Origin of the sequence: Serratia sp. CC22-02 (assembly GCF_900182895.1) — a bacterium.
In the GTDB taxonomy this organism is placed as follows: Bacteria; Pseudomonadota; Gammaproteobacteria; order Enterobacterales; family Enterobacteriaceae; genus Serratia; species Serratia nevei.
In genome coordinates this window covers 62,120-87,054 of sequence record NZ_FXUD01000004.1, presented here as the reverse complement: position 1 = coordinate 87,054, position 24,935 = coordinate 62,120, and the positions used below count along the sequence as shown (strand labels likewise).

The following is a 24,935-nucleotide window of genomic DNA, read 5'->3' as shown; positions in this document are numbered from 1 at the left end:
AGCCCCCCGCTCCCCGGCAGCATGCTATAACCTGCTGCCGGTAACTGCAGCTTGCCTCATTCCTCGCTAGAATACGCCGTGATATCGCCATTCGGAGAACCGCCATGCCAAAACAACGGGTGCCGCTCAAGCTGAGCACCTCCATCACGCTGATGGTGTCCGCCATCATCGCTTCGGTGCTGCTGGTGGTATTCGCGCTGTTTTTCGTGCAGATGAGCCGCGAGGGGCAAGATCAGCTGCAGCAGAAAGCCATCGCCGTCGCCAATACGCTGGCGCTCTCCAGCACGGTGGTTGACGGCCTGCAGCGGCGCGACCAAAGCGGCGCCATTCAGCGCTTCGCCGAGCAGGTGCGCCATCAAAACGAGCTGCTGTTCGTGGTGGTGGTGGATATGCAGGGTATCCGCTATTCGCACCCCAAACCCTGGCTGATCGGCCAGCATTTTATCGGCGACGATCTGGCGCCCGCGCTGCAAGGCAACGTCAACAGCGCCATCAACCGCGGCACGCTGGCCCCGGCGCTGCGGGTGTTCGTGCCGGTGTATGACGCGCAGAAACAGCAAATCGGCGTAGTGGCGCTCGGCATCGCGCTGGATACCGTGCAGCGGGTGGTGGCGGAAAGCCGCTGGATCATCTATTGGACCATCGCCTTCGCCGCGCTGGTCGGCAGCCTGGGCACCTTCTTCCTGGTCTCCGCACTCAAGCGCATCATGCTGGGTTTCGAGCCTTACGAAATCTCCAACCTGTTCGAACAGCGCAACGCCATGCTGCAATCGATTAAAGAAGGCGTGATCGCGGTCGATAATGAATCCCGCATCACCATCGTCAACGACGAGGCCAAGCGCCTGCTGCGCCAAAGCGGCCCGGTGGAAAACCTGCTGCTGGAAGCCGCCAGCAAGCATTGGCCGGCGCAGCTGCATCTGGCGGAGGTGCTGGCCAGCGGCAAACCGCTGCGCGATCGGCAGATCAGCTTCAACGGCAGCGAACTGCTGACCAATACCGTCCCGGTGATCGTCAACGGCCAGGTGACCGGCGCCATCGCCACCTTCCGCGACAAGACCGAGGTCAGCCGCCTGCTGCAGCGCCTGAGCGGCATGGCGCACTACGCCGATGCGCTGCGGGTGCAGTCGCACGAATTTATGAACAAGCTGCACGTGATACTCGGCATGCTGCACATGAAGGCCTACCAGCAGTTGGAAAACTACATCATCAATACCGCCAGCAACTATCAGGAAGAGATCGGCGCGCTGCTGCGCAAGATTCACTCGCCGGAAGTGGCGGGCTTCTTCATCGGCAAGATCAGCCGCGCCCACGAAGCCGGCGTTGAGCTGACCATCGAGGAAACCAGCCTGCTGCCGGAAACCGACGACGCGGAAACCACCCATGTGCTGATCAGCGTGCTCGGCAACCTGATCGAAAACGCCATCGACGCCATCGACGGCGTTGAGGGCCACGAGATCGGCCTGAGCTTCCATCACCACGACGATCAATTACACTGTATCGTCAGCGACGACGGCCCCGGCATCGATCCGGCGATCGGCGCGCGCATCTTCGAACACGGATTTTCTACCAAGGGAACGGGACGCGGCATTGGCCTGGCGCTGATCCGCAGCCATCTGGAGAAACTGGGCGGCAGCATCGATTTCGAATCCGAACCGGGCGAGCTGACCCAATTTTTCGTGCACCTTCCCTATCAGGCCAAGAGCAGAGCCCATGATTAACGTACTGATTGTCGACGACGACCCGATGGTGGCGGAGCTGAACAAATACTACCTGAGCCAGGTCAGCGGTTTTCACTGCCAGGCGACGGTCGCCACCCTGAACCAGGCGCGCGCCCTGCTGGCCGATGCCGACGTCAGCATCGATCTGGTGCTGCTGGATATCTACATGCAGCAGGAGAACGGGCTGGATCTGCTGCCCGGCCTGCGCGAACTGGGCGAGAAGACCGATGTGATCATCATCTCCTCCGCCAGCGACGTGAACACGGTGCAAAAGGCGCTGCACTACGGCGTGGTGGATTATCTGATCAAACCGTTCCAGTTCAGCCGCTTCAAGGAGGCGCTGAGCCACTACCGGCAGCAGTCGCAGATTCTGGCGCAGCGCGAGTTTTCGCAGGCCGATGTCGACAGCCTGCTGCGCCGCCAGCCCGGCGGCCAGGAGAGCAAGAAGCTGCCGAAGGGGCTGACCAGCATTACCCTGAGCACGGTGTGCGAGTGGATCGAACAGCAGCATGACAGCGAATTCTCCACCGACAACCTGGCCAACGCCATCGGCATTTCGCGGGTGTCCTGCCGCAAGTACCTCATCTATCTGGCGGAGAGCGGCATTCTCGGCACCCGTATTCTGTACGGCGCCACCGGCCGCCCGGTCTATCTGTATCAGCTGAAACCGGACGCGATCGCCATGCTGAAAGAGCATTGCCGCCCGGCCTAAACGACGCCGGGCGCTGATGGCGCCCGGACGGTTAATGTTAGAAGCTGTGCATGTAACACTTCGCCTCGCGGTGAGGATCTTTCGAGTGTCTCCGCAGGCAGCGCTGCTTTTTCTCCTGCTGCTCCAGGTGATGCTGCTGCCGTTTGGCGCTCTCTGCCGCCTCGCGCTGCTGTTCGCGCGCAATCGCCTGCTCGTTGGCCAGCGTCAGATTATCGACATTCCACACCTTGTGGCGCAATGCGTCGCGCTTTTTCTGATACTCCTCGGTGACCTTGCTGTCCTTCGGCGCCGCCGCATGGTATTCCAAATCCACCCGCGCCTGCGCGAAGCTGGCGCAACACAAGGCCGCGCCGGCCAACACTATCCTTTTCATTAATGATTCCTTTTACATCGTTTTACTCTGCGCGCACGCCGGCTCAACAACCGTTCGGCGATGCCGGCGGCTTTTCCTCTGAACGGGGCGCGCGCTGCCCGCCAGTGACGGGCGCTTTGCCGGGCTCGATACCGCACTCCGCCAGCCGCGCCAGCTCTTCCGCATCGCGCTCTGCCGGTGGAGCTTCCTCGCTCATTTCCTGCCGCAGATCCTGCGCCAGCGCTTTCAGCCGCTTTTGAAACAGCACCGGCGACACGCCTTCACATTGCCTGTCGTAGCGCGCCGCACCGGCGCTTTGGCTTAGCGGCAGCAACAGCAAGAGAAAGATCGCGGCCATGTCCTTCGCCATGGGCAACTCCTTTGATTACACCGAAATAAACCGGCAGTTCCCTATAAGGAAAACGAATTGTCTGCTAACGCAATAAATGGTCGGGCCACGGCAGAATAGCGCAGGAAAGGTAAACCCTCCGACAATATCGACAGAATGCGCGCATTAATTTGGCTGAATATATTTAGCGGCTTAACGATCGAATATTTTCGACCCATCGAAGGTGCCGCCAATGCCAACATTTCCTTCGTGCAATACCGAGGAGGCGGACTCGCCCGCCATGATGCGCTGCCGCTGCTCCCGCGTGGCAGGCTGCGGCTGAGACCAGTCTGGGGACGTCGACGTCGGCTGAATCGCGCTGCAAGCGCTCAACAACAATAACGATGTCGGGGCCCAATAACGCCATGTCATCGTTTTCTCCTTAAAGGAAATAAAATACCCGCAGCCGGCGGCAAGGGTAAATAAAAAAATGACTTTCTTTAGTTTAATAACCGCCGTTATTTCAACGCCGCCCGTCGATGTTAATCACCTGGTTAACCTATTAACCTGAAATAAACATTTTCGCTTAGCCACCCGATAATTCGCGTGCAATAAAAAAGGCCGGGCTAACCCGACCTTGTTTGACCGCTCGACGCGCTTAGACCAGCTCGATCACATCGAAGTTGGCTTCGCCGCTCAGATCGGCGTCGTAGTCAACGCCCTGCAGACCAAAGCCGAACAGGCGCAGGAATTCCGCCTTGTAGCCCTGGTAATCGGTCAGTTCGTTGATGTTGTTGTCGTTCAGCTGCTGCCAGATTTCACGGCAGGTTTCCTGCACGGCGTCGCGCAGTTCCCAGTCATCCAGGCGCAGACGGTGTTTCTCGTCGGTGTCCGGCGCCGCACCGCTGTACAGCTTGGTGGCGAACAGACGCTGGATCTGCTCGATGCAGCCTTCGTGAATGCCCTGCTCCTTCATGATCTTGAACACGATGGAGATATACAGCGGCATTACCGGAATGGCGGAGGAAGCCTGAGTCACTACCGACTTGAGCACCGCAACGTAAGCCGCGCCGCCTTTGGCCTGCAGCTTCTGGTTGATGGCGTGCGCCGCGCGATCCAGATCTTCTTTCGCCTTGCCCAGCGTACCGTGCCAGTAGATTGGCCAGGTCAGATCGGTACCGATGTAGGAGTAAGCGACAGACTGCGCGTTATCCGCCAGCACGCCCGCTTCGTCCAGCGCGTCCATCCACAGCTGCCAGTCCTGGCCGCCCATCACCTTCACGGTGTCGGCGATTTCTTGCTCGTTGGCCGGCTCGACCACGGCTTCAACCAGCACGTCTTTGTTGGTGTCGAGCGCGACGGATTTGTACGGCTCGCCGATCGGCTTCAGTGCGGAACGCACCACTTCGCCGGTTTCCGGCATCTTACGCACCGGCGAAGCCAGCGAGTAAACCACCAGGTCAACCTGACCCAGGTCTTTTTTAATCAGATCGATCACGGTCTGACGGCACTCGTTGGAGAATGCATCGCCGTTGATGCTTTTCGCGTACAGGCCTTCTTCTTTAGCTGCCTTGTCGAAACCGGCGGAGTTGTACCAACCGGCGGAACCGGTTTTGCCTTCGCTGCCAGGCTTCTCGAAAAATACGCCGATGGTGGCCGCACCGCTGCCGAAAGCGGCATTGATGCGCGAGGCCAGACCGTAACCGGTGGATGCACCAATGACCAGCACCTTTTTAGGCCCGTTTTTCAGTTCGCCGCGCGACTTAACGTAGGCGATTTGCTCACGGACGTTGGCTTCACAGCCTGCCGGGTGAGCGGTGGTGCAGATAAAACCACGAATTTTAGGTTTGATAATCATAGTAATTTTTTCTTGGTAGCTAAAAACCGAAGGACAATATACCTGATTTTCTCGATATACTTAAGAAAGTGCGAAAACAAGCGCAGTGAACAGACCAGTTTAGTCGAGGGATCAGGGTTGCCCAACTCCGCATTGTGATGCCTCTACACGCCACGCTTCGTACCCTCAGCGCGTTCAAGCCTTCCCTCTTCAAATCAGCAAAAGTTGATCATGCTTCTGGCGTTGCGTTATGGTGTGGCTGTTTTTCAGTCGAAATCCAGGGAGGAACAAAGAAAAATGGATAATCCACTGTTACTAAAGGAACGTTTAAATACCTACTCGCAAACGATGGCTCGTCAACAAGGACGTAGGCTTTTAGAACTCTCAGAGCGCGTTAATAGGGACTTTTTAAAAGATCGGACAGTCGGTAATGCCTTCAGACATGAGATGCACTGCTTTGTGAATGATAAATTGCAAAAATGCCAACAAGTAGGTGAAGCGGCGAATGTTGCAATGAGAGAAATGAAGCAAGAATATCAATCGCTTTCTGAGCAAGAGCGCTTATTGCGAACTGACGCCGTGACACCTTTATGCCGTAATGAGAAAGAAAGTCAGTCATGACGCCGTAGTGACCTACGTGTTAGCCGGCGTTGGCTTCCTCTCGGGAATAGCACAAATTTTACTCGGCGTGGGCTTGGATTGGACTGGCGTCGGAGCCATTCCAGGAACGTTACTTTTAATCAATGGCATCAATAATGTCTACGAAAACGGTTATACGCTGTTATTTGGCAAGAATACTATTGGTCCAGGCCGAATGATGTACCGTTCTGCGGCTTCAACACTAGGCTATTCCCATTCAGCAGCAGACATGGCGTTAGGTGGCGTAGACTTACTGTTATCAGGCTATGGTTTACTAAAACTGTCGCTGAAACCTGAAGCCTGGCGATTATTTCGCTACATCAATACAGACTATATTCGCGGTTGGAGAAACATGGGAAGAACCAGCTTGATGCTTGAAGGTGGCGCAGATGTCTCAACCCTTAATTCCATTTATAAAGGCAGCCAGGAACAGTGATGGAACCGACTTTATATTATATTCTTTCTACTCTCGCTGCCGCAGCCTGTCTGGCCGTGAAATACGGCTTCAGACCGCCTCTGGGTTCCAAGGGTTATGTCGTTCTGGTTACGATATGCTTTTTAATCCTTTGCTGGCAATTTACCCTTTTTGCCAACGGCAACGCGATGTTTATTGCTGACTCTGAAACATGGACCAAAGAAAATTGGCCTCTACGCTACTGTGCGTTGGGGTTTGCTCTTGCACATGCCTTCGCCACTTTCGAATCCTCCAGAAGAAAGAAAAAAGACAAACTTTCCTGAAGTCGTCACCACCAAATGAAACGCCATTTGGTGGTGACAAGGTAGATCCATTACGCCTTGTTCTTTTCCAACTGCTCAATCAGCGTATAACGCAGCGATGAGGCATCGGCCGGTACGTTCTCCACCGGAGTGACGCGCACTTTCAGCCGATACTGATAACCCGGTTCGAAGGTGAAACCCTCGATGCCGGTATAGAACAACTCCCACGGCTGCTGCGCGGAGCGGCGCACCTGCATGCACTTCATCGGGCCGACGCCCACGCAGTCCACCAGCGCGCTGTTCACCAGCAACACTTCCGTTTGGCCGCCTTTCTCGTTTACGGGCTGATTCATCGAGGTTCCCTCCTGGCTGCAGCCGGCCAGCGCGGCCAACGCAACAAATAACAACGCTTTAATTTTCAATGTACTGCACCAATAGTCATGTAGGTCAGGCGATCCTAACAAATTGACTGGATGAATTGAACCTTGCTTCGTATCGCAGAGGGAACATTATTCGTTCGCGCTTAGAGTCTGGTAGCTCGAAAAGAAAACAGAGGATTGTTGCAGATGATTTAGGGGAAATTTTCTTATAAATCAATCACAAAAAAATACCGAATACGGTTCCTTTAATCGAGCGAAAATAAATAAAACAAGCAATTTCAAATAGATATATTGAAATTTGATTATAAAGCCATCAAAAGCACCTCCGTTAAGCGTCTTTTGCTTTCAAATAGTTATCAAAAATCTCGGCTTGATTCGAAAAAAATTCGACGGCTTACGCAGCTAATGCTGCACATCCCTAGAAAAAGTTCGAAAATCGTAATGGGGACCGGTCATCATAACGATGTGTGTGTATGAGCGACTCATCGTGTGTAGGGTGAAAATTTTGCCATCAGTATGATGCGATGGCAAAATATGGCAAACCAACTTTTAAGAATTTCACGCATTGAAGACCTTTATACGTTATGCATCTGTAGGTGTAATCAATACCTTGGTTCACTGGGCTGCTTTTGGACTCATGCTCTTTAGCGGCTTCTCACAATCAGTTTCTAATGTTGTCGCTTTCAGCATCGCTGTAACCGTTTCGTTCTTTGCTAACGCCAAGTGGACGTTCAAAGCGCAAGCTACAACTAACCGCTATACGGTGTATGTGTTGTTTATGGGAGGTATGGCATTCTCTGTCGGTTGGGCAGCAGATACGCTACATGCAAACCCAATTGTAACTCTCGTTACTTTTTCAGTGATCAGCCTAATCTGTGGCTTCATTTATTCTAAGTTAGTTGTCTTCAGGGAAGATAAATGAAAATTTCACTTGTAGTTCCCGTATTCAACGAGGAAGAAGCAATTCCTCTTTTCTATCAGTCTGTCCGTAAGTTCAAGCTTTTTGAGCATATAGACGTTGAGATCGTTTTCGTAAACGATGGCAGCTCAGATACGACAGAAGAAATAATTTCCTCGCTGGCTATCAATGACCCCAAGGTTAAAGCAGTGAACTTTACCCGGAATTTCGGAAAAGAGCCCGCACTGTTTGCTGGCTTGGAAGCTGCTACCGGAGATGCCATTATCCCAATTGACGTTGACCTTCAAGATCCAATTGATGTTATCCCCCATTTATTAAATAAGTGGCAAGATGGCGCAGACGTGGTATTGGCCAAGCGTATGGATAGACAATGCGATGGCAGGATGAAGAGGAAAACGGCAGAGTGGTTTTATCGCGTTCACAATAAAATAAGCAAACCAGCTATAGAAGAGAATGTAGGTGATTTTAGGCTAATGACCAGGGAAGTCGTAGAGAATATTAAGTTGCTTCCGGAGAGGAACCTATTTATGAAAGGTATCCTTAGCTGGGTTGGCGGAAATGTTGCAATTGTTGAATACTCGAGAGCCGAGCGAGTCGCAGGAACCAGCAAATTCAATGGCTGGAAGCTTTGGAATTTGGCAATAGAGGGAATCACAAGTTTTTCCACCTTCCCTCTTCGGGTTTGGGCGTACATTGGATTTTTTGTCGCTGCAATTTCATTTATGTATGGTGCATGGATGATTATAGATAAAGTTATTTGGGGAAACCCTGTGGCTGGTTATGCTTCAATTATAGTTTCCATTCTTTTCCTCGGTGGTGTACAGCTTATAGGCATCGGAGTGCTTGGGGAATATATTGGTAGAATATACATAGAAACCAAACGCCGCCCACGTTATATAATAAAGAAGTAAGGTGAGAATTAATATGTTTTGTAAAATCGACAAAAAAGCACTTTTTCTTTATTCAGGGATTGCTCTTCTTTTTATTTATCCGCTAATCCAAGCTGGTATCTTTTATAGGGATGACCTAGATAGAGCCATAACTGGCCAGTATGGATGGAGAGGATTGGGTAGACCTGTTGCAGATATTCTCATGAAGATTTTATCCGCCAGTGGCCACTATAACCTTGATTTATTCCCCTATACAATGATTGCTTCCTGCTTGTTTATCGGCGGAGCGTCGCTTTTACTTAGCGAGCATTTATCGAGGTTAGAAGTCTCTTCACACAAGTTTGTTGCTGCTCTTCTCATTTTTAATCCATTCATGTTACAAAATATCGCTTACAGATATGACTCTTTAGGCATGTCTGTTGCGTTTTTCCTGGCAGTTATGGCTTATACCTATAAAGCTAATAATCCTATCAGACAAGTTTCGGTGAAACTGTTAGCCGGAGTACTATCTTTAACCCTATATCAGCCATGCGCTAATATATTTATTGGTTTACTTGCTGTGGACATTATGATCGCAGCAGTTAAAAATAACTGCAAGGCTACTGGGATTATAAATAAAACATTTAAAAGTACAGTTTTATTTATCTCTTTTTACTTAGTTTACATGTTGTTTTTTGCTACAAAAAGCAATTCACGCGCAGAGATCATATCAGCTAATTCTGAAGGGCTGGAACATCTGCTAGCTACGACAATGGCATTAAAAGATATGGTTCTATCTTATTTTTATGGGCCAGTTTATATTTATTTTTTAATTCCAGTCGTTAGTGGTTTGATTTTCACACTAATTGCAAATCGCCATAATGGAAAAATGACATTATCATTCGGTCTTTATTGGGTGCTTTCCTTAATTGTGTTTTTAGTTTCACTTATGGGGCCAACCATATTTCTTAAAGACGCACCTGTATTTCCAAGGACTCTGGTCTCCTTCTCTGTGTGTCTTGTTTTGATTGCGATCCCCGTTGTTTGCTTCTTACCCAAAATGAAATATTTGTCACTTGTTCCTGTTATTACAGTAATTGCATTCAGTGCTCAACTAAGCAGCGCTATTAAATCACAGCGCGAGTATGAAGATTTCATTTTCAACATGATTGGTCGCGACTTGATGACTAATAACGAAATAAAAACCATCGGAACAGTTGGCCAAGTCAATATAGATGAAAGAACTAAACTGCTAATGAGCAACAAACCATTAATAGGCTATTTCCTTAGCCCTGCATCTGAGTTTCTAGCCTCTTTCCAGCTAATTAATAAAGGGTTCCCGCAGACACTGCATGGTTACGGAAATGAACAAAACAATAAAAATGCGCTTTCTCGTATGATCAGCAGTGGGATTAAACCAATCTCAACCAATAAGGAATATTCCCTGTTCATTTCTGGTAATACAGCCATTGTATCATTGGGAACGAATAATAATTGACCTATTCAGCCCTCTACCATGAGGGCTTTATTTTGGCGGCTCCGGCCATATGACCACTTCACTTCCATTCCCATCTAATTACTGAATCTTTTAAACATACTCCATCCATTTTATCAATAACTTATTGTCAGCATCACTGATCATCCCCAGCATTAACTGAGTCCTATTCGTGGTGCAGCAGACACAATGCCGCCCTGGTTCGGCTTGGCGATGGATCTGGCTTTGGTTTCTGGCCAACACCGCGAAGATCTGACTCAGATGCGTTTCAGCCATGTCGTAAACGGTCGACTGCTTGTCGAGCAAGGGAAGACGGGTGCCATGATTTCCCTCCCCCTCGATCTGGAGCTGAAAATTGCAGGTCTCCGCCTAGGGACAGTGATCGATCGCTGCAGGTTGGTCAGCACGACAGACTTTATGATCAGCGCAGGAATCCGCAAAAACAGCCCTGATGGCTCACTGCATCCTGATGGACTAACGAAAAAATTTGTTGCGGCTCGGAAGGCTTCAGGTTTGTCGTTCGAGGAAAGTCCGCCGACCTTTCACGAGATCCGCAGTTTGGCTGGCCGGCTGTATGAAAAGGAAAGAGGGAAAGACTTTGCGCAAAAACTGCTTGGGCATTCATCAGAAACGATGACGTTGAAATATCTCAACACGAGGAGGAAGGAGTACGTAATACTGTAAAAGACCGAATATCAAAATTCGAGTAAATTTCGAGTAATTTCGATTTTTCAGAAAAAATACTTATAAATCAATCACACAAAAAAAGACCGAATACGATTCCTATATTCGGTCTAGGGAAATGGCTCTTGGGAGAGAGCCGTGCGCTAAAAGTTGGCATTTAATGCAGGGCTTGTTCAGCCGTGCACTTTAAGAGTAGCCTACCGCGCCAGTTTTGCCAGCCGCCCGGCGGCCGCGTGATAGTTTCGTGACGAAATAACTATGCGGCAAATGCGCATCAATCCGCGCACGTTGGGCAAGGCGTTGGCAAACAAGCGGTTAGTCAGCGCACAGCTTCTCGGCGCGTTCAATGAACGGCGCCAGGCTCATTTTTTTCCCCGGTTCGGCAGGGTCGTCCAGCAGGAGCACCTCCAGCGGTTGCGCGCGCTGATGGCCCTTCTTCACCTGCTGCTCCGCTGCGTCATTGAGCGGGTATTGCATCAGGGTGCTGTTGTTGAGCACGAACAGCGCGCCGCCACTGCGGCATTGCAGCGTCACTTCTTCCTTGGTGAACGCCCACTGTTTGCCGTACTCCAGTTTGGTGATGTTCACCAGTTTGTCTGCCGCCAGCGCGCCGGTCGCGGTTGCCAGCAGCGTAATGCCGAGTAATACCGATTTCATGTGATGGCCTTAAGGTTGCTATTCGCGTCGATTTTCCCGCAGCTTGCCGGCCTGCGGCAAGCTGAAATGTCAAACCGGCGCATAGGTTGCAAATAAACTGACCAGCAGCAGCACCGCCATCCCCAGCCCGACTTCGAGCCAGCAGGCCAGCACCACCCCGCGCTGCGCCAGCGCCGGCACGCGGCTCATTGCCGGCACGATGGCGTAGCGATTGGCCAGCGCCACCATTACCATCAGCGCCACCAGCGCGGTTTTGACCAGCAGCAGGCGCTGATAAGGCGAGCCGAGGTTGAGCGGCCAACCGCCGAGAATGATCAGGCTGTTGACGATGCCGGTGACGATCACCGCCGCCACCGCCAGGTGCCCCCAGCGCGAGAAACGGATCAGCGTGGTGATGGCGTCGCTGCGCCACTGCGGCGGCTGCAGGTAGCGCAGGCAAACCAGCAGCGGCGCCAGGCAGCCGAACCAGTAGCCGGCGGCCAGCAGGTGCACCGCATGGTTGGCGCGGTGCAGCGCGCCCAGCGTGCCTTCGTGCATCGCCGCGTGGCCGATGAACGCCAGGCTGACCAGCAGCAGCGCCGAACACAGCGCCAACGCCTGCGCACGCGGCCTTTCCGGCAGCAGCAGGCTCAGGATCGCCAGCAGCGACAGGCCCAGATGCCAGCGCCACACTTCGCCGAAGGTGGTGCCGAGCACCGCCCACCAGACCTCCAGCCGCCAGGCGTCTTCCCAACCGTCGCCCATTTGCCCAGCCTGAATGGCCAGCAGCGCCACGGCGGAAAGCCCGGCAATCCAGGTGCCGGCAAGCAGCAGCGGGCGCACATCGCGGGAGAGGATCGGGGAGAGGCGCTGCGGTGACAGTAAGGCGGTGAACAGACTGATGCCAAACATCAGCATCACCGCCGCAAAGTGCACCAAGCGACACAGAACGAACAGGGTCGCCAGACTCACGATCAGTTTACGGTGAAGCTGTACTGGCCTTTGGTTTTATGCCCGTCGACCGACACCACATGCCAGCTGACGTTGTATTTGCCCGCGCTCAGTTCGCCTTCGATCGGCACATTGACCTGGGTGTTGTTGTTCGGATCGAGCTGCAGCTTGCCGGTTTTCACCACGGCGTTGTCCGGGCCGGTGATTTTCACGCCGCTGAAGTTCGGCTCGATGCCTTCGGAGAAGCTGAGGGTCAGCGCTTTCGGCGCCGGGCTGACGCTGGCGTCTGCCTTCGGCGTTTCCACTTTCAGGTGGGCGTGCGCCAGCGCTTGCTGCGAAGACAGGCCGACGAACAGGACGAAAACGGTGGAAAGCAGGCGACAGGAGGAACGAATTTTACCGATCACAGTGGTATCCCTTAACAGTATAAAGAGGGTCATAAGGGTTAAGGCCACAGCCAAGGCGATGTATCAGCGGCCCCAACCCACCGCAAATGATTGCGCCACGGGTAAACAGAAAAACGGGTTGTATCGGCTAACCCGCTGTTTTGACTCTACCATCCCTGTAGCGTATCGCGGTAAATCATAACGACCACGCTGCGGCAAGTCGAGCGCATCACTGGCATTTTGCGATCCGGCAGCACGTATCGCCGCATAACCGCGATAAACGCAGGGTAAAAAAAACCGCGCGTCAGGCTCGCCCGCGCGCGGTTTTTCAGTGTTCTGGTGCAGATTAAGCCTGGCCGTTGCCACCCTGGCCCATCGCGCCCATTTTCTTCAGATCTTTGTCGATGAAGAACAGACCTTTGCCGCTGGTGCCCACCAGCGCCAGCTTATCCAGCACGGATTTGAACAGTTTCTCTTCTTCGTGCTGCTCCGCCACGTACCACTGCAGGAAATTGAAGGTGGAGTAATCGTGCGCGGTCATGGCGGCGTGCGCCAGTTCGTTGATCTGACGGGTGATCAACTGTTCGTGTTCGTAGGTCTGCTGGAACACGTCCGCCAGCGATTCGAACGTCACCGGCGGTGCGGCGATGCTGCCCAGCAGCGGCAGAGAGCCGGTGTCGCTCAGGTAGTCGAACAGACGTTGCATATGCTGCATCTCTTCCTGAGAGTGCTCTTTAAGAAATGCGGCGGCGCCTTCAAAGCCTTTATCGCTGCACCATGCGCTCATCTGCAGGTACAGGTTGGCGGAGTAGAACTCCAGATTCAGTTGCTCATTCAGCTTTTGAGTCATTTCTTGCGTCAGCATAATGATTCCTTTTATTTTGCAGGTCATGAATTTAATTTCCGCGCATTATGCCCTGCTGCCGTAAAAATAAAAACACCTTATTTACACTCAAATCACATTAATTATAAAAATCATATATATCAACAAATTAAAATATCATCACCACATTGAGAATTAACATGATAATTATTTTCATCTTTTATTTTAATCAAAAAGCGAATCATTCTTATTTAAAAGAATAAATAGATTGCATTACTCCCGGACAAATATCGCCCGCAGCAGCGGCGCAACGGGCTTGCCAAGCGCCGCCGGGTGGATTACCTTCTGCGCAGGTTCAAAGCGGCAAAGTAAGTAAGGAGCATAGCGTGGGTTACAATCTGGCCGAGCTGTCTAAAGAAGAGATGGACCGGGTGAACGTGGATCTCGCCGCCTCAGGCGTGGCGTACAAAGAGCGCTACAACATGCCGGTGATCCCGGAAGTGGTGGAGCGTGAGCAGCCGGAAGCGCTGCGCGACTATTTTCGCGAGCGCGTGGCGCACTACCGCGCGGAATCCCACAGGTTTTCGCGCCTGCCGTACGAGCCGAAGGTCAAATAACAAAAAACCCGCCGTAACGGCGGGGTTTTTACGTCACTTGCCGGCGAACCGGTCGGTGGCGATCATCAGCTGGTGCAAGATGCCCGGCTCATCAAACGAATGCCCCGCTCCTTCCACGATATGCAGTTCCGCTTCCGGCCAGGCCTTGGCCAGATCCCAGGCGTTCTGCACTTGGCAGGCCATGTCATAGCGGCCGTGGACGATCACCGCCGGAATATGGCGGATCAGCGGCACGTTGCGCAGCAGCTGGTCATCGTTTTCCAGGAAGCCCAGATGGGTGAAATAGTGGTTTTCAATGCGGGCGAACGCCAGGGCGAAATCATCTTCACCGAACGAAGCGGATTCGCGGCTTGGCAACAGCGTCACCGTCTCCCCTTCCCACACGCTCCACAGCTTGGCCGCTTCGAGCTGCACCTGCGGATCGGCCGAAGTCAGCCGCTGCCGGTAGGCGGCGATCACGTCTTTACGCTCGTCATCCGACAGAATGGACAGCACGCGCGCCCATTTGTCCGGGAAGAAGCGTGACGCGCCGTCCTGGTAATACCAATGCAGTTCCTGCTTGCGCAGGGTGAAGATGCCGCGCAACACCATTTCACTGACGCGCTCCGGGTGAGTCTGCGCATAGGCGAGCGCCAGCGTCGATCCCCAGGAACCGCCGAACACCAGCCATTGGTCGACGCCGGCCATGTCGCGCAGCCGCTCGATATCGGCCACCAAATGCCAGGTGGTGTTGTTGTCCAGGCTGGCGTGCGGACGGGAGCGGCCACAACCGCGCTGATCGAACAGCAGCACCTTGTAGCGTTCCGGATCGAACAGCTGACGATGATGCGGGGAGATGCCGCCACCCGGCCCGCCGTGAATGAAGACCGCCGGTTTACCGTTCGGGTTGCCGCTCAGCTCCCAGTAGATCCGGTGGCCATCCCCAGTGTCCAGCCAACCGCTGTCGTATGCTGCTAACGGCGGGTACAAACCTCGTAATTGTTCCATGGCGCTTTCCGTCTCTCTGTGAGTCATGCTTTCATCAAAGCGGAAGCCGCCCGGCAGGTCAACGGTAAAACCCGAAAACTCGAACGCGCGCCGAGAACTCGGCGCGCGTTTGCTCAAAATCACAACGACCTGCCTGCAAAATGCCCACAGGTCCGATCGGTTGAGGGGCACATTCGCCCCCCGGCGGGACTCAATTAGCCACCTTTGCGCATATGCGGCTCACGCATCTCCTGTGCGGTTTTCGCCTCGATGCTCAGCTCCGCCGTCGGGCGCAGCAGCAGGCGCGCCAGCCCGATAGGTTCGCCGGTTTCCCGGCAGTAGCCGTACTCGCCGTTCTGCAATCGCGCCAGCGCCGCGTCGATTTTCGGCAGCAGGCGGCTTTCGCGATCCAACTGGCGGAACAGCAGGCGCAGATCCTCTTCGCGCGCCGCCTTGTCGGCTTCATCGCCCGTCGCTTCGCCGCCGTCGATCTCTTTTTTCAGCTCATCGATGTGCAGCAGCAGCTTTTGCCGCTCGTCCTGCAACCGTTGGCGGAAAAACGCCCGTTGAACCGAGTTCATATAATCAGAATCCGGCATGGCCAGCAGTTGCTGCGCATCCGGTAACGTCATGACTGTCATTGCGCTCTCCCAACACCAAAAGTGTAACATTATAACATAATATTTATTTTTAGCACCCGGTCATCCAAAAACAAAATTTCATGCACAAACAGCCGGTTAACCTAAACCTGCACTTTGCCGCTTGCATCCTCTTGGCTTTAGGCGGTTAATAGCTGAGCAAGCCACCCAATCATAGGTAACGAGAGGCCATCATGAGTAAGGGAATGGATAGCAAAAAGAATGCGAAGAAGAAGCCGTTGAAAACCCCAGCTGAGAAACGTGCGGAGAAACGCGCCAAAAAAGCGCATCCGTCTGGTGAGTAAGCGTCCTTCCATCCGTCATTAAACCCGCCAAGGCGGGTTTTTTATTGCCTCACTGGAGAGATGGCCGATGTCCTGCATCACCCTTGCCGCCGCCCAATACCCCGCTGCGGCGGCCAATATCGCCTGCAACCTTGAACGTCACCTTGAATTTGTTGCGCAGGCAGCCGATCGGCAGGTGCAGCTGCTGGTTTTTCCCGAGCTGTCGCTGAGCGGCTATGAGCTCGCCTACGCCCCCGAGTTGGCGCTGACGCTGGACGATCCTCGCCTGCTGCCGCTCAGTGCAGTGGCTCAATCACGGCAGATGACGATCATCGTCGGCGCGCCTTTGCGCAGTGGCCCGGCATTGCATATCGCCGCCTTGATCTTTCACCCCAACGGCGCATTGACTACCTATACCAAACAGCATCTGCACGGCGCGGAACAGCAATACTTCTCGCCCGGTGAGGGCGGCTCGTTGCTGGAACTCCATCACCACAACATCGCGCTAGCTATCTGTGCCGATACTTCGGAGCCCGGCCACGCGAGCGCCGCCGCACGGGCGGGTGCGCACATTTATGCCGCCGGCGTCCTGGTATCTGAAGCCGGTTACGCGAAAGACAGCGCCGCGCTGGCAGACTATGCTCGGCGTTACGGTATGGTCACGTTGATGGCCAACCATGCGGCACCGACCGGTGGCTGGATCCCGGCAGGCCGCAGCGCCATCTGGGATAACATGGGAGAGCTCCTGGTTGCCGCGCCGGATGACGCCTCAAGTCTGATCATCGCCGACAAGACTTCCGACGGTTGGCACGGCCGCCTGTGCCGGTTAAGCTGAGGCTGACGGCAACGCGGAGGAAAACATGACGTTACGCGTAATAGATACCGAGACCTGCGGGCTGGACGGCGGCGTGGTGGAAGTGGCCTCCCTCGATCTGCTCGACGGTCAATTGACCAACCCGATGAGCGATCTGGTCAGCCCGGATCGCCCCATCAGCCTCGACGCGATGGCGATTCATCACATCACCGAGCAAATGGTGGAAGGCAAACCGCGCATCGCGGTGGCAATCGGCCGCTATCAGGGCAGCCCTTACTACGTGGCGCACAACGCCGCTTTCGATCGCGGCGTGCTGCCGGAGATGAACGGCGCCTGGATATGTACCCTCAAGCTGGCGCGCACGCTGTATCCGGACATCAAGTACGGCAACCAATATCTGCGCTATGCGCTGAACCTGGATGTGCAGCTACCGGCAGACGCCACGCTGTATCCGCACCGCGCGCTGTATGACTGCTACGTCACCGCCGCGCTGCTGCAACGCATCATCAAGGATTCGGGCTGGACGCCGGAGCAAATGGTGCAGATCACCGAACAACCGGTGCTGCTGAAGAAGTTCAAATTCGGCAAGTATCGCGGGCAGGAGATCGATCGCATCGCCCAGGAAGATCCCGGCTATCTGCGCTGGATGCTGAAATCCATCGACGATCTGAGCCCGGACATGAAGCACACGCTGAAATACTATCTGATTGGCTAACACGGCGGGCGGCACAGAGGCCGCCCGCCGAATGCCGTTACTCCGCCAGCGCCAGAATGAAGGCGTACTCCAGCGCAATATCCTCATAGGCCTTGAAGCGCCCGGACTTGCCGCCGTGGCCGGCATCCATGTCGGTATACAGCAGCAGCTGCCGATCGTCGGTTTTCAGTTCGCGCAGCTTGGCCACCCACTTGGCCGGCTCCCAATACTGCACCTGCGAATCGTGCAGGCCGGTGGTCACCAGCAGATGCGGGTATGCCTGCGCCTTCACCTGATCGTACGGGCTGTACTGCTTGATGTAGTCGTAATAGGCCTGCTCGTTCGGGTTGCCCCACTCGTCGTATTCACCGGTGGTCAGCGGGATCGACTCGTCCAGCATGGTGGTCACCACGTCGACGAACGGCACCTGTGCCACCACGCCGTGGAACAGCTGCGGCGCCTGGTTGATTACCGCCCCCATCAGCAGGCCGCCGGCGCTGCCGCCCATGGCGAACACCCGCTTGCCGTCGCCGTACCCTTGGGCGACCAGCGTTTCGGTCACGTCGATAAAATCGTTGAAGGTGTTCTGCTTATTGAACAGCTTACCGTCTTCATACCACAGCTGCCCCAACTCGCCGCCGCCGCGAATGTGCGCCAGCACGAACACGAAACCGCGATCGAGCAGGCTCAGGCGGCTGGCGCTGAACGCCGGATCCATGCTGCTGCCGTAGGAGCCGTAGCCGTACACCATCAGCGGGTTGGCGCCGCGCTGGAAGCTGTCCTGGCGATACACCAGCGAGACCGGCACCTCGACACCGTCGCGCGCCTTCACCCACACCCGCTCGCTGCGGTAATTTTCCGGCGTGAAGTTCTTCACTTCCTGCTGTTTGAGCATCGTCCGCTCGCCGCTGTCCATGTTCAGCTCGTACAGCGTGGTCGGGGTGGTCATCGACGAATAGCCGTAGCGCAGCAGCGCGGTCTCCGGATCCGGGTTATACGCCAGCCAGGTGGTGTAAGTCGGATCGTCGAAGGCGATGCGCTTCTCTTCGCCAGTCTGCCAGTGGATCTGGCGCAGCAGCGTCAGGCCGGCGCTGCGCTCCTCCACCACCAGCCAGTCGCGAAACAGGCTGAAGCCCTCCAGCATCACGTCGGCGCGCGGGGCGATCAGCGTCTGCCACTGCGCTTCGTCCGCCTGTTCGCTTTGGTACAGGCCGAAGTTCTTGCCGTCCTTGTTGGAGCGGATGTAGAAATGCTGGTGATAGTGATCGATGGCGTACTCATGATCCTTGCGGCGCGGCACGAACAGCTGCGGCTTGGCGTCCGCACGATCGGCGTCCAGCAGCAGGATCTCCGAGGTGGTGGTGCTGCTCAGGTGGATCAGGATAAAGCGCTCGGAGGTGGTCTTCTCCAGCCCGACGTAGAAAGTATCGTCCAGCTCTTCGTAAATCAGCTCGTCCTGCTGCGGATCGCTGCCCACCACGTGGCGATAGACCTGATACGGCAACAGCGTCTTGGCGTGCTTGCGCACGTAGTACACCGTCGAGGAGTCGTTGGCCCACTCGAAGCTGCCGGAAGTGTTCTCCAGCACTTCATCCGCCCAGCTGCCGTCGGCCAGGTTCTTGAAGCGAATGTCATACTGGCGGCGCGACAGGAAATCCTCCGCCACCCCCAGCCGCTGGTTGTCGGGGCTGACGTCCAGCCCGCCCAGGGTGTAAAACTCGTGGTTCTCGGCGCGCTGGTTGCCGTCGATAAGCACTTCCCAGTGCTCACTTTCGGCCTGCGGCTGGCGCACGGAAATCGCGTATTCGTTGCCCGGCTCATAGCGCGTCTGATAGCGATAGCCGTGGCGCACGTAAGGCACCGAATGTTCCTGCTGCGGAATGCGCGCCACCATCTCTTCGTACAGGGTTTCGCGCAGCGCCTGCTGCGGTTTCAGCATCGCATCGGTGTAGGCGTTCTCCGCCTGCAGGTAGTCCAGCACCTGGCGGTCTGCGCGCTCGTCGTCGCGCAGCCAGTAATAGTCATCCACGCGCGTGTCGCCGTGGATGGTGATGGGATAAGGGCGTTTTTCCGCTTTCGGTGGGGTCATCATTGCTAAATCATCCGCTTACATAGATTGCGGCAAGAGTGACACGATTCCCCCCGGCTTGCCAAGCGGCGCTACGCCAGCTCGCGTTTTTTCTCGTTGACGTCGCTCTCGATGCCCTGCTTGACGTCCGCCGGGATCTTCAGCGCCAGCGCCAGCGCATCGAGGTAGCCGCGCTCCATAAAGTGATCGACGTCGATCACCAGGCAGCTCAGATAGTAAACCTCCAGCGCCTCGTCTTCGTTTTGCACGCTGCGGGCGATCAATTCCGGGTTGAGCGGCTGATCGAGCGCTTCCTGCACCCAGCTCTGCGCCTCCTCCCCCACCTGCAGCTGCGCCAGGCTGTGATCGATGGCGCGCTGCTCGTCGGCATCGATATGGCCGTCGCTCTTGGCGGCGAACACCAGCGCCTGCACCAAGCGTTTGGCGCGCAGATCCACCGGGGTGGCTTGCAAACCGAACTGCGGTTCGCCCTGATGGGTCTCCTTCACCCGCTGCTTGTACTTGTTCCACAGCACCGCGCCCACCGCCGCACTGCCGCCGACGATCAGCGCATTCTTGCCGAACTTGCCCACCAGCTTGCGCGAGGATTTGTTGGCCAACAGCACGCCGACCAGGCCGCCCAGCGCCGTGGGCGCCAGCAGCTTGCCGATGCCTTCTGCTCCGCCCATCGCGCCGGCCTTCTGCCCGATCAACGTTTGAATCTGCTGCATCCAGTTACTTTTCATCATCTACCCCTTGCGTGAAAAAGCGCGGCGCGCAGGCGCGGCCGAACCGACGGTAAACCGCCAGATTAGGGGATCTTTTGTCAATTTACGTCTGGGGGATGCAAACCTGTGTTTAGCGGATCGGCGGGCCGGGCGGCCCGCCGGGATGAGCTGCAGCGTTACGCGTCTTCGTCGCCCGCTTCGTCGTCCTGCTCGTACTCCGCCAGTTCGTCGCGCATCGCCTGGATGGCGTCGCGGGTCATCAGCGCCAGCGTGCGGTAGAAAGCGGTGGTGGCGTGCGCTTCCACTTTGCCGAGGAAGCGGCCGCACCATGGCAGCAGGAACTCGTCGAACAGGACGATCTGCGCCTGCGCTTCATCTTCCTGCGACTGATCTTCCAGCCAGGACGCTGCCAGCAGCAGCTGGCCGAAATGGTCGGCCGGCGCCTCCGCCAGCGGCATGCCGCGCTGCTGCAGGAAGGTGCGCACTTCCGCCTCGCTGGCGCCTTCGACGTAGTCGGAGCGGAACGGCGACACGCTGCATTCGCTGCCGACGAACATCGCGTTGAAATCAGTCGCCAGCTGGTTGACGTCGCAGCCCTGCTGCAGGCGCTTCAACAGGTCATCCTGCTCCAGCGGCCAATGTTGCTGCAGCTTGCCCTCTTTGATCAGCGCGAACAGCGGCACCAGCAGCGGATCCTGCGGCTGACGGTAGAACAGCGTACCCAGCACGCGGCAGACAATGGAAAACTCATTCATGATAATGCCTTATACAATACGGAAAATTTTGCCGGGACGATGTCACAAATCGGCCAATTCCGCAATCGCCGGCTTGCCGCGCCGCTCGAGAAAGTCCAGCAACCGGCGCGGGCTGACGTTGAGAATGCGCTCCTGCGGGAAGCCCACCTCTTCGATAATGCGCTCGCAGTGCTCAAAGTTACCCAGCGAAAAGGCGACGTGCGAATCCGAGCCCAGCGCCAGCCAGCCGCCGGCATCGCGCACCGCGGCGGCGATCGCCCGGCAGTTGGCCTCGCTGCCCTTACGGGAGTGGGTGAACGACGAGTTATTCAGCTCCAGCGCCACCTCGTATTTAGCCGCCGCCGCCGCGACGGCGGGAATGTCGATCGGGTAGCGCGGGTTGCCGGGGTGGCTGATGATATGCACGTCCCCCTGCGCCATTGCGGCGATCATCGCTTCAGTATTGGACGCTTTATCCTGCGGCGCAAACACCGGCTCATGGAAACCGGCGATGATTACGTCGGTAGCGGTCAACATCGGGCCGGTGCAGTCGATGTCGCCCTGCAGGTTTTTGATGTTGGCTTCGATGCCGCGCAAGATGCCCACGCCGTTCACCAGGCGCGGCCACACGTGCATGTTCATAAAGTGCCAGTAGTGAGGCGCATCGGCCATGTCCGGGCCGTGATCGGTGATGGCGAACAGCTTGATGCCCTTCTGCTGGGCTTCGGCGATGTAATCGTGCAGCGTGCTGTAGGCGTGGGTGCTGGCGACGGTGTGCATATGCAAATCAACGGGGTACATTGTTTCTCCTTCCAGAGGGCCCGCCCGCAAAGGTACGGACAGGCGCGATGACGATAACAGCTTATCAGTTACCGAACGGCGGCTGAAGGATCAGTAACCCCGCTGCCTGTCTACCACGCCGGCCGGGGCATGCCCCGCCTCCAGCGCGCGAATGTTGGCGGCGATCTGATCCATCGCCTGCTGCGGCAACGTGATGGCAGCAATATGCGGGGTAATGGTGACACGCGGATGACGCCAGAACGGGTGATCCTGCGGCAGCGGCTCGCGGGCGAACACGTCCAGCGTGGCGGCGGCCAGTTGCCCCTGCTCCAGCGCTGCCAGCAGATCGGCCTCCACCAGATGCGCGCCGCGCGCGATGTTGATGAGATAGGCGCCCGTGCTCAACTGCGCGAACAGCTCGCGGTTGAGGATGCCGACGGTCTCTGGCGTATTGGGCAGCAGGTTGATCACCAATTTGACGCCGTCGAGGAAGGCCGCGCGCTGCGCCTCCCCGGCGAAGCTTTGCACGCCATCGATCTGTTTGGCGCTGCGGCTCCAGCAGCGCACGCTAAAGCCAAACTCGGTCAGTTTGCGCGCCACGCTCTGCCCCAGCACGCCGGCGCCGAGAATGCCGATGGTGAAATCATCCAGCGAGTGCGGATCGAGCGGCTGCCACTCCTGCCGCTGCTGCAGCGCCTGATACTCGTCGAAACGACGGAAATAGCGCAGCACATAGCTCAACGCATATTCCTGCATCTGCTGCGCCATGCCGGTATCCTCCAGCCGCAGCAGCGGCACGCCGGCGGGCAGCGTGCCGGGGTGTTTGCGCTCCTGATCGAGGATCGCGTCAACGCCGGCGCCGAGGGCGAACACCGCTTTCAGATCGCGGCGGTTGGCCAGCATTTCGTGCGGCGGGCGCCACACCAGCGCGTAATCGGCCGGCCGCTCGTCGCCGCGCTGCCACTCGCGGATCTCGGCCTGCGGCAGGCGCTGCTTGATGCCGGCCAGCCATTCCTGGGCGTTAAACAAGGGGTGGTAATAAATGATGTTCATACTGCGGGCTCCCGTTTGTTTTTATTGGTTTTCCTCCAGCCTTTCGCGATTCGCCGCCGGATGCAAGCGTTAAAGCCCAAAATAAAAACAGCCCCGACCAGTGGGGCTGTTGTGCATGTTAGCGAATCAGGCGGCGGACGGGCCGTCGCGCCGGATAAGGCGCCGCAGCAGCGGAATTAAAATCAGCATCGCTACGCCGACGCCCGTCGCTCCCCAGCCCAGCGCGCTGAAGATTTCGCTGTAGCCGGGGTTGGTTTGCAGCGGCGTGCTGCCGCTGTTTTCCGGCATCAGGCCGGAGACGTAGCCCGCCAGCACCGAGGCGACGCCGGTCACCATCATCCAGCAGCCCATCATCACGCCCTGATAGCGCGGCGGCGCCAGCTTGCCGATCATCGCGTAGCCGATCGGCGAGATCATCAATTCACCGACGCTTTGCAGCACATAGCTGATAACGATCCATTTAAACGCCACCAGCCCGTCGCCGCCCGCCATGCTGATACCCAGCGGCAGCACCAGCATGCCCAAGCCGATGCAGAACAGCGATCCGGAGAACTGCAGCGGAATGTCGATGTTGCAACCGCGAGCGCGCAGGCGGTTGAACCACCAGGCCAGCAGCGGGCCGCCCACCACGATCACCAGCGTGTTGATGTTCTGGATCCACTGCGGCGCCACCTGAATGCCGTAAACGTTCAGGTTGATGTTGTGCTCGGAGAACAGCATCAGCCCCATCGGCGCCAGCTGGTACAGCGCCCAAAACACCAGCGAGCCCAGCGCCAGGATCAGATAGGCCGCCATTCTGCGGCGCTCATCGCGCGGATGGTGGCGCAGGGTCACCACGCACAGCATCAGGAAGATCAGCGCGCCGAGCACGATCACGAAGTGGCCGCTGAACTCGGCATGGGTCAGCATCACGCGGATAATCGGCACCAGCGCCACCAGCACCGCCAGCCCGACCAGCATGCGCCAACGGTATTGGCTGCGGGTGGCGTCGTGCAGCGGGGTATTGAGATCCGCCAGAATGCGCCAGCGGCAGACGGCGACGATGATCGCCGCCGCGTTGCCCAGCGTGGCGAACAGGAACAGCGCGCGGTAGTTTTCCGTCAGTTGGAAATACCCGGCGACGGTAAAGCCGACGAAGAACCCGAGGTTCATACCGGCGTAGTTCCACAGGAACGCCGATTCGCGCCGATCATCGTCCGGCTTGAAACGCTGGGTGAGCATCATATTGATGCAGGTAACGTTGAGGCCGCTGCCGGTCAGGAACATCGCCAGCCCCCAGTACAGCCCCCACACGCCCGCGACGGCAATCAGCGCGCAGCCGATCACCTGCAGCACCATGCCGAGCACGAACAGGTTGCGGTTGCTGAGGAATCGGCCGCCGAGGTAACCGCCGAACATGTGCAGGCCATAGTTGAAGGCGCCGAATACGCCCATCATGGCGTTGGCGCTGCTTTCGTTAAAGCCCAGCCGCTTGGTGGCGTACAGCACCAGCGTAGAGTAAAGCACGGCGAAGCCGAGCGTGGCGAAGATCTGGATGAAGAACAGTGCCCCCGCACCGGGGGGAATGGCATGGCGCGCTTGCGGCGCCGGCATGGCATCTGAAGGAGTCAAAACGAACCTCTACTGCATTATTATGTAATGAGTCTGTCCCTGTCTGCGATATCGCCGGCCTGTCACCCGGCAATCTGCGCGGCGTCGTGATGTTCCTTGCCAAAAACGCCGCGCCGACATGATTCCATTTAGCGACACATCTGACTAATAATCCAGTATTAATGCATATAACAGCAAACAACCCAATCTCATTGGCGACATATTGAGCTAACTGTATAGAAAAAGGTCAAACAATCGTCTTTCATGGATTCCAACCGCTGCCTGCCCTGCCCGCCGGTGGCCGCGAGTGGGAATATCGTTCGGTAAATCAGCAAATTGCTGCAAGTTTGGCTAAACAGTCATGAGAATGAAATAAGAGGGTTGACGCTGAGATCAGATTCTCCTACATTAGCGCCCGTCGACAGCGCAACGCGTTTTCGACAACAAAACGGTGAGGTGTCTGAGTGGCTGAAGGAGCACGCCTGGAAAGTGTGTATACGCGAAAGTGTATCGAGGGTTCGAA

At 56.2% G+C, this 24,935-nt stretch carries 27 protein-coding genes and 1 pseudogene; 12 read left to right on the top strand and 16 right to left on the bottom strand.

Annotated features, from left to right (window positions below; translation table 11 throughout):
- Window positions 1-104 precede the first annotated feature (104 nt).
- Together QOL81_RS15040 and dcuR are read left to right on the top strand one after the other, a co-directional pair.
- Complete coding sequence (locus tag QOL81_RS15040; protein ID WP_087762339.1) at window positions 105-1,718, top strand: sensor histidine kinase; 1,614 nt, start codon at window positions 105-107, stop codon at window positions 1,716-1,718.
- A complete protein-coding gene (gene dcuR, locus QOL81_RS15035; RefSeq protein ID WP_060419412.1) occupies window positions 1,711-2,430 on the top strand; it encodes a two-component system response regulator DcuR in 720 nt (239 codons plus the stop codon). Before QOL81_RS15040 ends, dcuR begins: the two co-directional genes overlap by 8 nt.
- A gap of 37 nt (window positions 2,431-2,467) precedes the next feature.
- Here the strand turns inward: dcuR and QOL81_RS15030 are convergent, their stop codons facing one another.
- The 3 genes from QOL81_RS15030 to fabV form a co-directional block, all read right to left on the bottom strand.
- Window positions 2,468-2,803 carry a hypothetical protein gene (locus tag QOL81_RS15030; protein WP_060419415.1) on the bottom strand — a complete coding sequence of 112 codons (336 nt, stop codon included), beginning with the start codon at window positions 2,801-2,803 and terminating at the stop codon, window positions 2,468-2,470.
- Window positions 2,804-2,846: 43 nt separating this feature from the next.
- Window positions 2,847-3,152 (bottom strand): hypothetical protein, encoded by a 306-nt coding sequence (locus tag QOL81_RS15025; protein WP_060419416.1) that lies wholly within the window; start codon window positions 3,150-3,152, stop codon window positions 2,847-2,849.
- A 616-nt stretch (window positions 3,153-3,768) separates the two neighbouring features.
- Window positions 3,769-4,968 (bottom strand): enoyl-ACP reductase FabV, encoded by a 1,200-nt coding sequence (fabV, locus tag QOL81_RS15020; RefSeq protein ID WP_048322950.1) that lies wholly within the window; start codon window positions 4,966-4,968, stop codon window positions 3,769-3,771.
- Between the two features lie 210 nt (window positions 4,969-5,178).
- Between fabV and QOL81_RS15015 the strand changes: the two genes are divergently transcribed.
- Genes QOL81_RS15015 through QOL81_RS15005 form a run of 3 tightly spaced genes read left to right on the top strand, consistent with a single transcriptional unit; the run spans window position 5,179 to window position 6,324 of the window.
- Window positions 5,179-5,568 (top strand): hypothetical protein, encoded by a 390-nt coding sequence (locus QOL81_RS15015; RefSeq protein WP_197757587.1) that lies wholly within the window; start codon window positions 5,179-5,181, stop codon window positions 5,566-5,568.
- Between the two features lie 7 nt (window positions 5,569-5,575).
- The gene (locus QOL81_RS15010; RefSeq protein ID WP_197757585.1) at window positions 5,576-6,022 is read left to right on the top strand and encodes a DUF4225 domain-containing protein; all 447 of its coding nucleotides are present in this window, start codon (window positions 5,576-5,578) and stop codon (window positions 6,020-6,022) included.
- On the top strand, window positions 6,022-6,324 hold the full coding sequence (locus QOL81_RS15005) for a hypothetical protein (protein ID WP_016928136.1): 303 nt from the start codon (window positions 6,022-6,024) through the stop codon (window positions 6,322-6,324). The genes QOL81_RS15010 and QOL81_RS15005 overlap by 1 nt, the downstream gene beginning before the upstream one ends.
- Before the next feature lie 50 nt (window positions 6,325-6,374).
- On the opposite strand, the gene QOL81_RS15000 is transcribed toward QOL81_RS15005, so the two are convergent.
- Window positions 6,375-6,725, bottom strand: coding sequence for a DUF4377 domain-containing protein (locus QOL81_RS15000; RefSeq protein ID WP_064291232.1), 351 nt, complete (start codon window positions 6,723-6,725; stop codon window positions 6,375-6,377).
- A 523-nt stretch (window positions 6,726-7,248) separates the two neighbouring features.
- Between QOL81_RS15000 and QOL81_RS14995 the strand changes: the two genes are divergently transcribed.
- The 4 genes and pseudogenes from QOL81_RS14995 to QOL81_RS14980 form a co-directional block, all read left to right on the top strand.
- Window positions 7,249-7,605, top strand: a complete 357-nt coding sequence (locus QOL81_RS14995) for a GtrA family protein (protein WP_073533859.1) — start codon at window positions 7,249-7,251, stop codon at window positions 7,603-7,605.
- Window positions 7,602-8,513: a glycosyltransferase family 2 protein gene (locus tag QOL81_RS14990; RefSeq protein WP_087762336.1), complete on the top strand. Its 912-nt coding sequence runs from the start codon at window positions 7,602-7,604 to the stop codon at window positions 8,511-8,513. Before QOL81_RS14995 ends, QOL81_RS14990 begins: the two co-directional genes overlap by 4 nt.
- A gap of 13 nt (window positions 8,514-8,526) precedes the next feature.
- Window positions 8,527-9,969 carry a glucosyltransferase domain-containing protein gene (locus QOL81_RS14985; protein WP_187322288.1) on the top strand — a complete coding sequence of 481 codons (1,443 nt, stop codon included), beginning with the start codon at window positions 8,527-8,529 and terminating at the stop codon, window positions 9,967-9,969.
- Window positions 9,970-10,134: 165 nt separating this feature from the next.
- Window positions 10,135-10,650: pseudogene (locus QOL81_RS14980) on the top strand (tyrosine-type recombinase/integrase); the annotation flags it as partial.
- Window positions 10,651-10,965: 315 nt separating this feature from the next.
- Here QOL81_RS14980 and QOL81_RS14975 read toward each other — a convergent pair.
- The 4 genes from QOL81_RS14975 to ftnA form a co-directional block, all read right to left on the bottom strand.
- A complete protein-coding gene (locus tag QOL81_RS14975; RefSeq protein WP_025302452.1) occupies window positions 10,966-11,307 on the bottom strand; it encodes a YebY family protein in 342 nt (113 codons plus the stop codon).
- Window positions 11,308-11,376: 69 nt separating this feature from the next.
- A complete protein-coding gene (copD, locus tag QOL81_RS14970; protein ID WP_197757581.1) occupies window positions 11,377-12,258 on the bottom strand; it encodes a copper homeostasis membrane protein CopD in 882 nt (293 codons plus the stop codon).
- A gap of 2 nt (window positions 12,259-12,260) precedes the next feature.
- Window positions 12,261-12,677 (bottom strand): CopC domain-containing protein YobA, encoded by a 417-nt coding sequence (gene yobA / locus QOL81_RS14965; protein ID WP_046686875.1) that lies wholly within the window; start codon window positions 12,675-12,677, stop codon window positions 12,261-12,263.
- A 292-nt stretch (window positions 12,678-12,969) separates the two neighbouring features.
- A complete protein-coding gene (gene ftnA / locus QOL81_RS14960) occupies window positions 12,970-13,488 on the bottom strand; it encodes a non-heme ferritin (RefSeq protein WP_038875847.1) in 519 nt (172 codons plus the stop codon).
- 344 nt (window positions 13,489-13,832) lie between these two features.
- Between ftnA and QOL81_RS14955 the strand changes: the two genes are divergently transcribed.
- Window positions 13,833-14,063: a DNA polymerase III subunit theta gene (locus QOL81_RS14955; RefSeq protein WP_033638067.1), complete on the top strand. Its 231-nt coding sequence runs from the start codon at window positions 13,833-13,835 to the stop codon at window positions 14,061-14,063.
- 33 nt (window positions 14,064-14,096) lie between these two features.
- Here QOL81_RS14955 and pip read toward each other — a convergent pair whose 3' ends face one another.
- On the bottom strand, window positions 14,097-15,050 hold the full coding sequence (gene pip, locus QOL81_RS14950) for a prolyl aminopeptidase (protein ID WP_100396562.1): 954 nt from the start codon (window positions 15,048-15,050) through the stop codon (window positions 14,097-14,099).
- 194 nt (window positions 15,051-15,244) lie between these two features.
- Window positions 15,245-15,670: an RNA polymerase-binding protein DksA gene (dksA, locus tag QOL81_RS14945; protein ID WP_049270193.1), complete on the bottom strand. Its 426-nt coding sequence runs from the start codon at window positions 15,668-15,670 to the stop codon at window positions 15,245-15,247.
- 369 nt (window positions 15,671-16,039) lie between these two features.
- Here dksA and QOL81_RS14940 point away from each other — a divergent pair, with 369 nt between their 5' ends.
- Together QOL81_RS14940 and exoX are read left to right on the top strand one after the other, a co-directional pair.
- The gene (locus tag QOL81_RS14940; protein WP_060419485.1) at window positions 16,040-16,786 is read left to right on the top strand and encodes a carbon-nitrogen hydrolase family protein; all 747 of its coding nucleotides are present in this window, start codon (window positions 16,040-16,042) and stop codon (window positions 16,784-16,786) included.
- 25 nt (window positions 16,787-16,811) lie between these two features.
- A complete protein-coding gene (gene exoX / locus QOL81_RS14935) occupies window positions 16,812-17,480 on the top strand; it encodes an exodeoxyribonuclease X (RefSeq protein ID WP_004928833.1) in 669 nt (222 codons plus the stop codon).
- Window positions 17,481-17,517: 37 nt separating this feature from the next.
- Here the strand turns inward: exoX and QOL81_RS14930 are convergent, their stop codons facing one another.
- The 6 genes from QOL81_RS14930 to QOL81_RS14905 all read right to left on the bottom strand — a co-directional run bounded on the left by QOL81_RS14930 (window position 17,518) and on the right by QOL81_RS14905 (window position 24,415).
- A complete protein-coding gene (locus QOL81_RS14930) occupies window positions 17,518-19,551 on the bottom strand; it encodes a S9 family peptidase (protein ID WP_169318286.1) in 2,034 nt (677 codons plus the stop codon).
- 68 nt (window positions 19,552-19,619) lie between these two features.
- Window positions 19,620-20,273, bottom strand: coding sequence for a tellurite resistance TerB family protein (locus QOL81_RS14925; RefSeq protein WP_283439954.1), 654 nt, complete (start codon window positions 20,271-20,273; stop codon window positions 19,620-19,622).
- Between the two features lie 158 nt (window positions 20,274-20,431).
- The gene (locus tag QOL81_RS14920; RefSeq protein ID WP_100396556.1) at window positions 20,432-21,010 is read right to left on the bottom strand and encodes a TorD/DmsD family molecular chaperone; all 579 of its coding nucleotides are present in this window, start codon (window positions 21,008-21,010) and stop codon (window positions 20,432-20,434) included.
- 42 nt (window positions 21,011-21,052) lie between these two features.
- Window positions 21,053-21,790, bottom strand: a complete 738-nt coding sequence (locus QOL81_RS14915; RefSeq protein WP_049202798.1) for a phosphatase — start codon at window positions 21,788-21,790, stop codon at window positions 21,053-21,055.
- A gap of 90 nt (window positions 21,791-21,880) precedes the next feature.
- A complete protein-coding gene (ghrA, locus tag QOL81_RS14910; RefSeq protein WP_060419491.1) occupies window positions 21,881-22,822 on the bottom strand; it encodes a glyoxylate/hydroxypyruvate reductase GhrA in 942 nt (313 codons plus the stop codon).
- Between the two features lie 126 nt (window positions 22,823-22,948).
- The gene (locus QOL81_RS14905; RefSeq protein WP_060419493.1) at window positions 22,949-24,415 is read right to left on the bottom strand and encodes a peptide MFS transporter; all 1,467 of its coding nucleotides are present in this window, start codon (window positions 24,413-24,415) and stop codon (window positions 22,949-22,951) included.
- Window positions 24,416-24,935 lie beyond the last annotated feature (520 nt).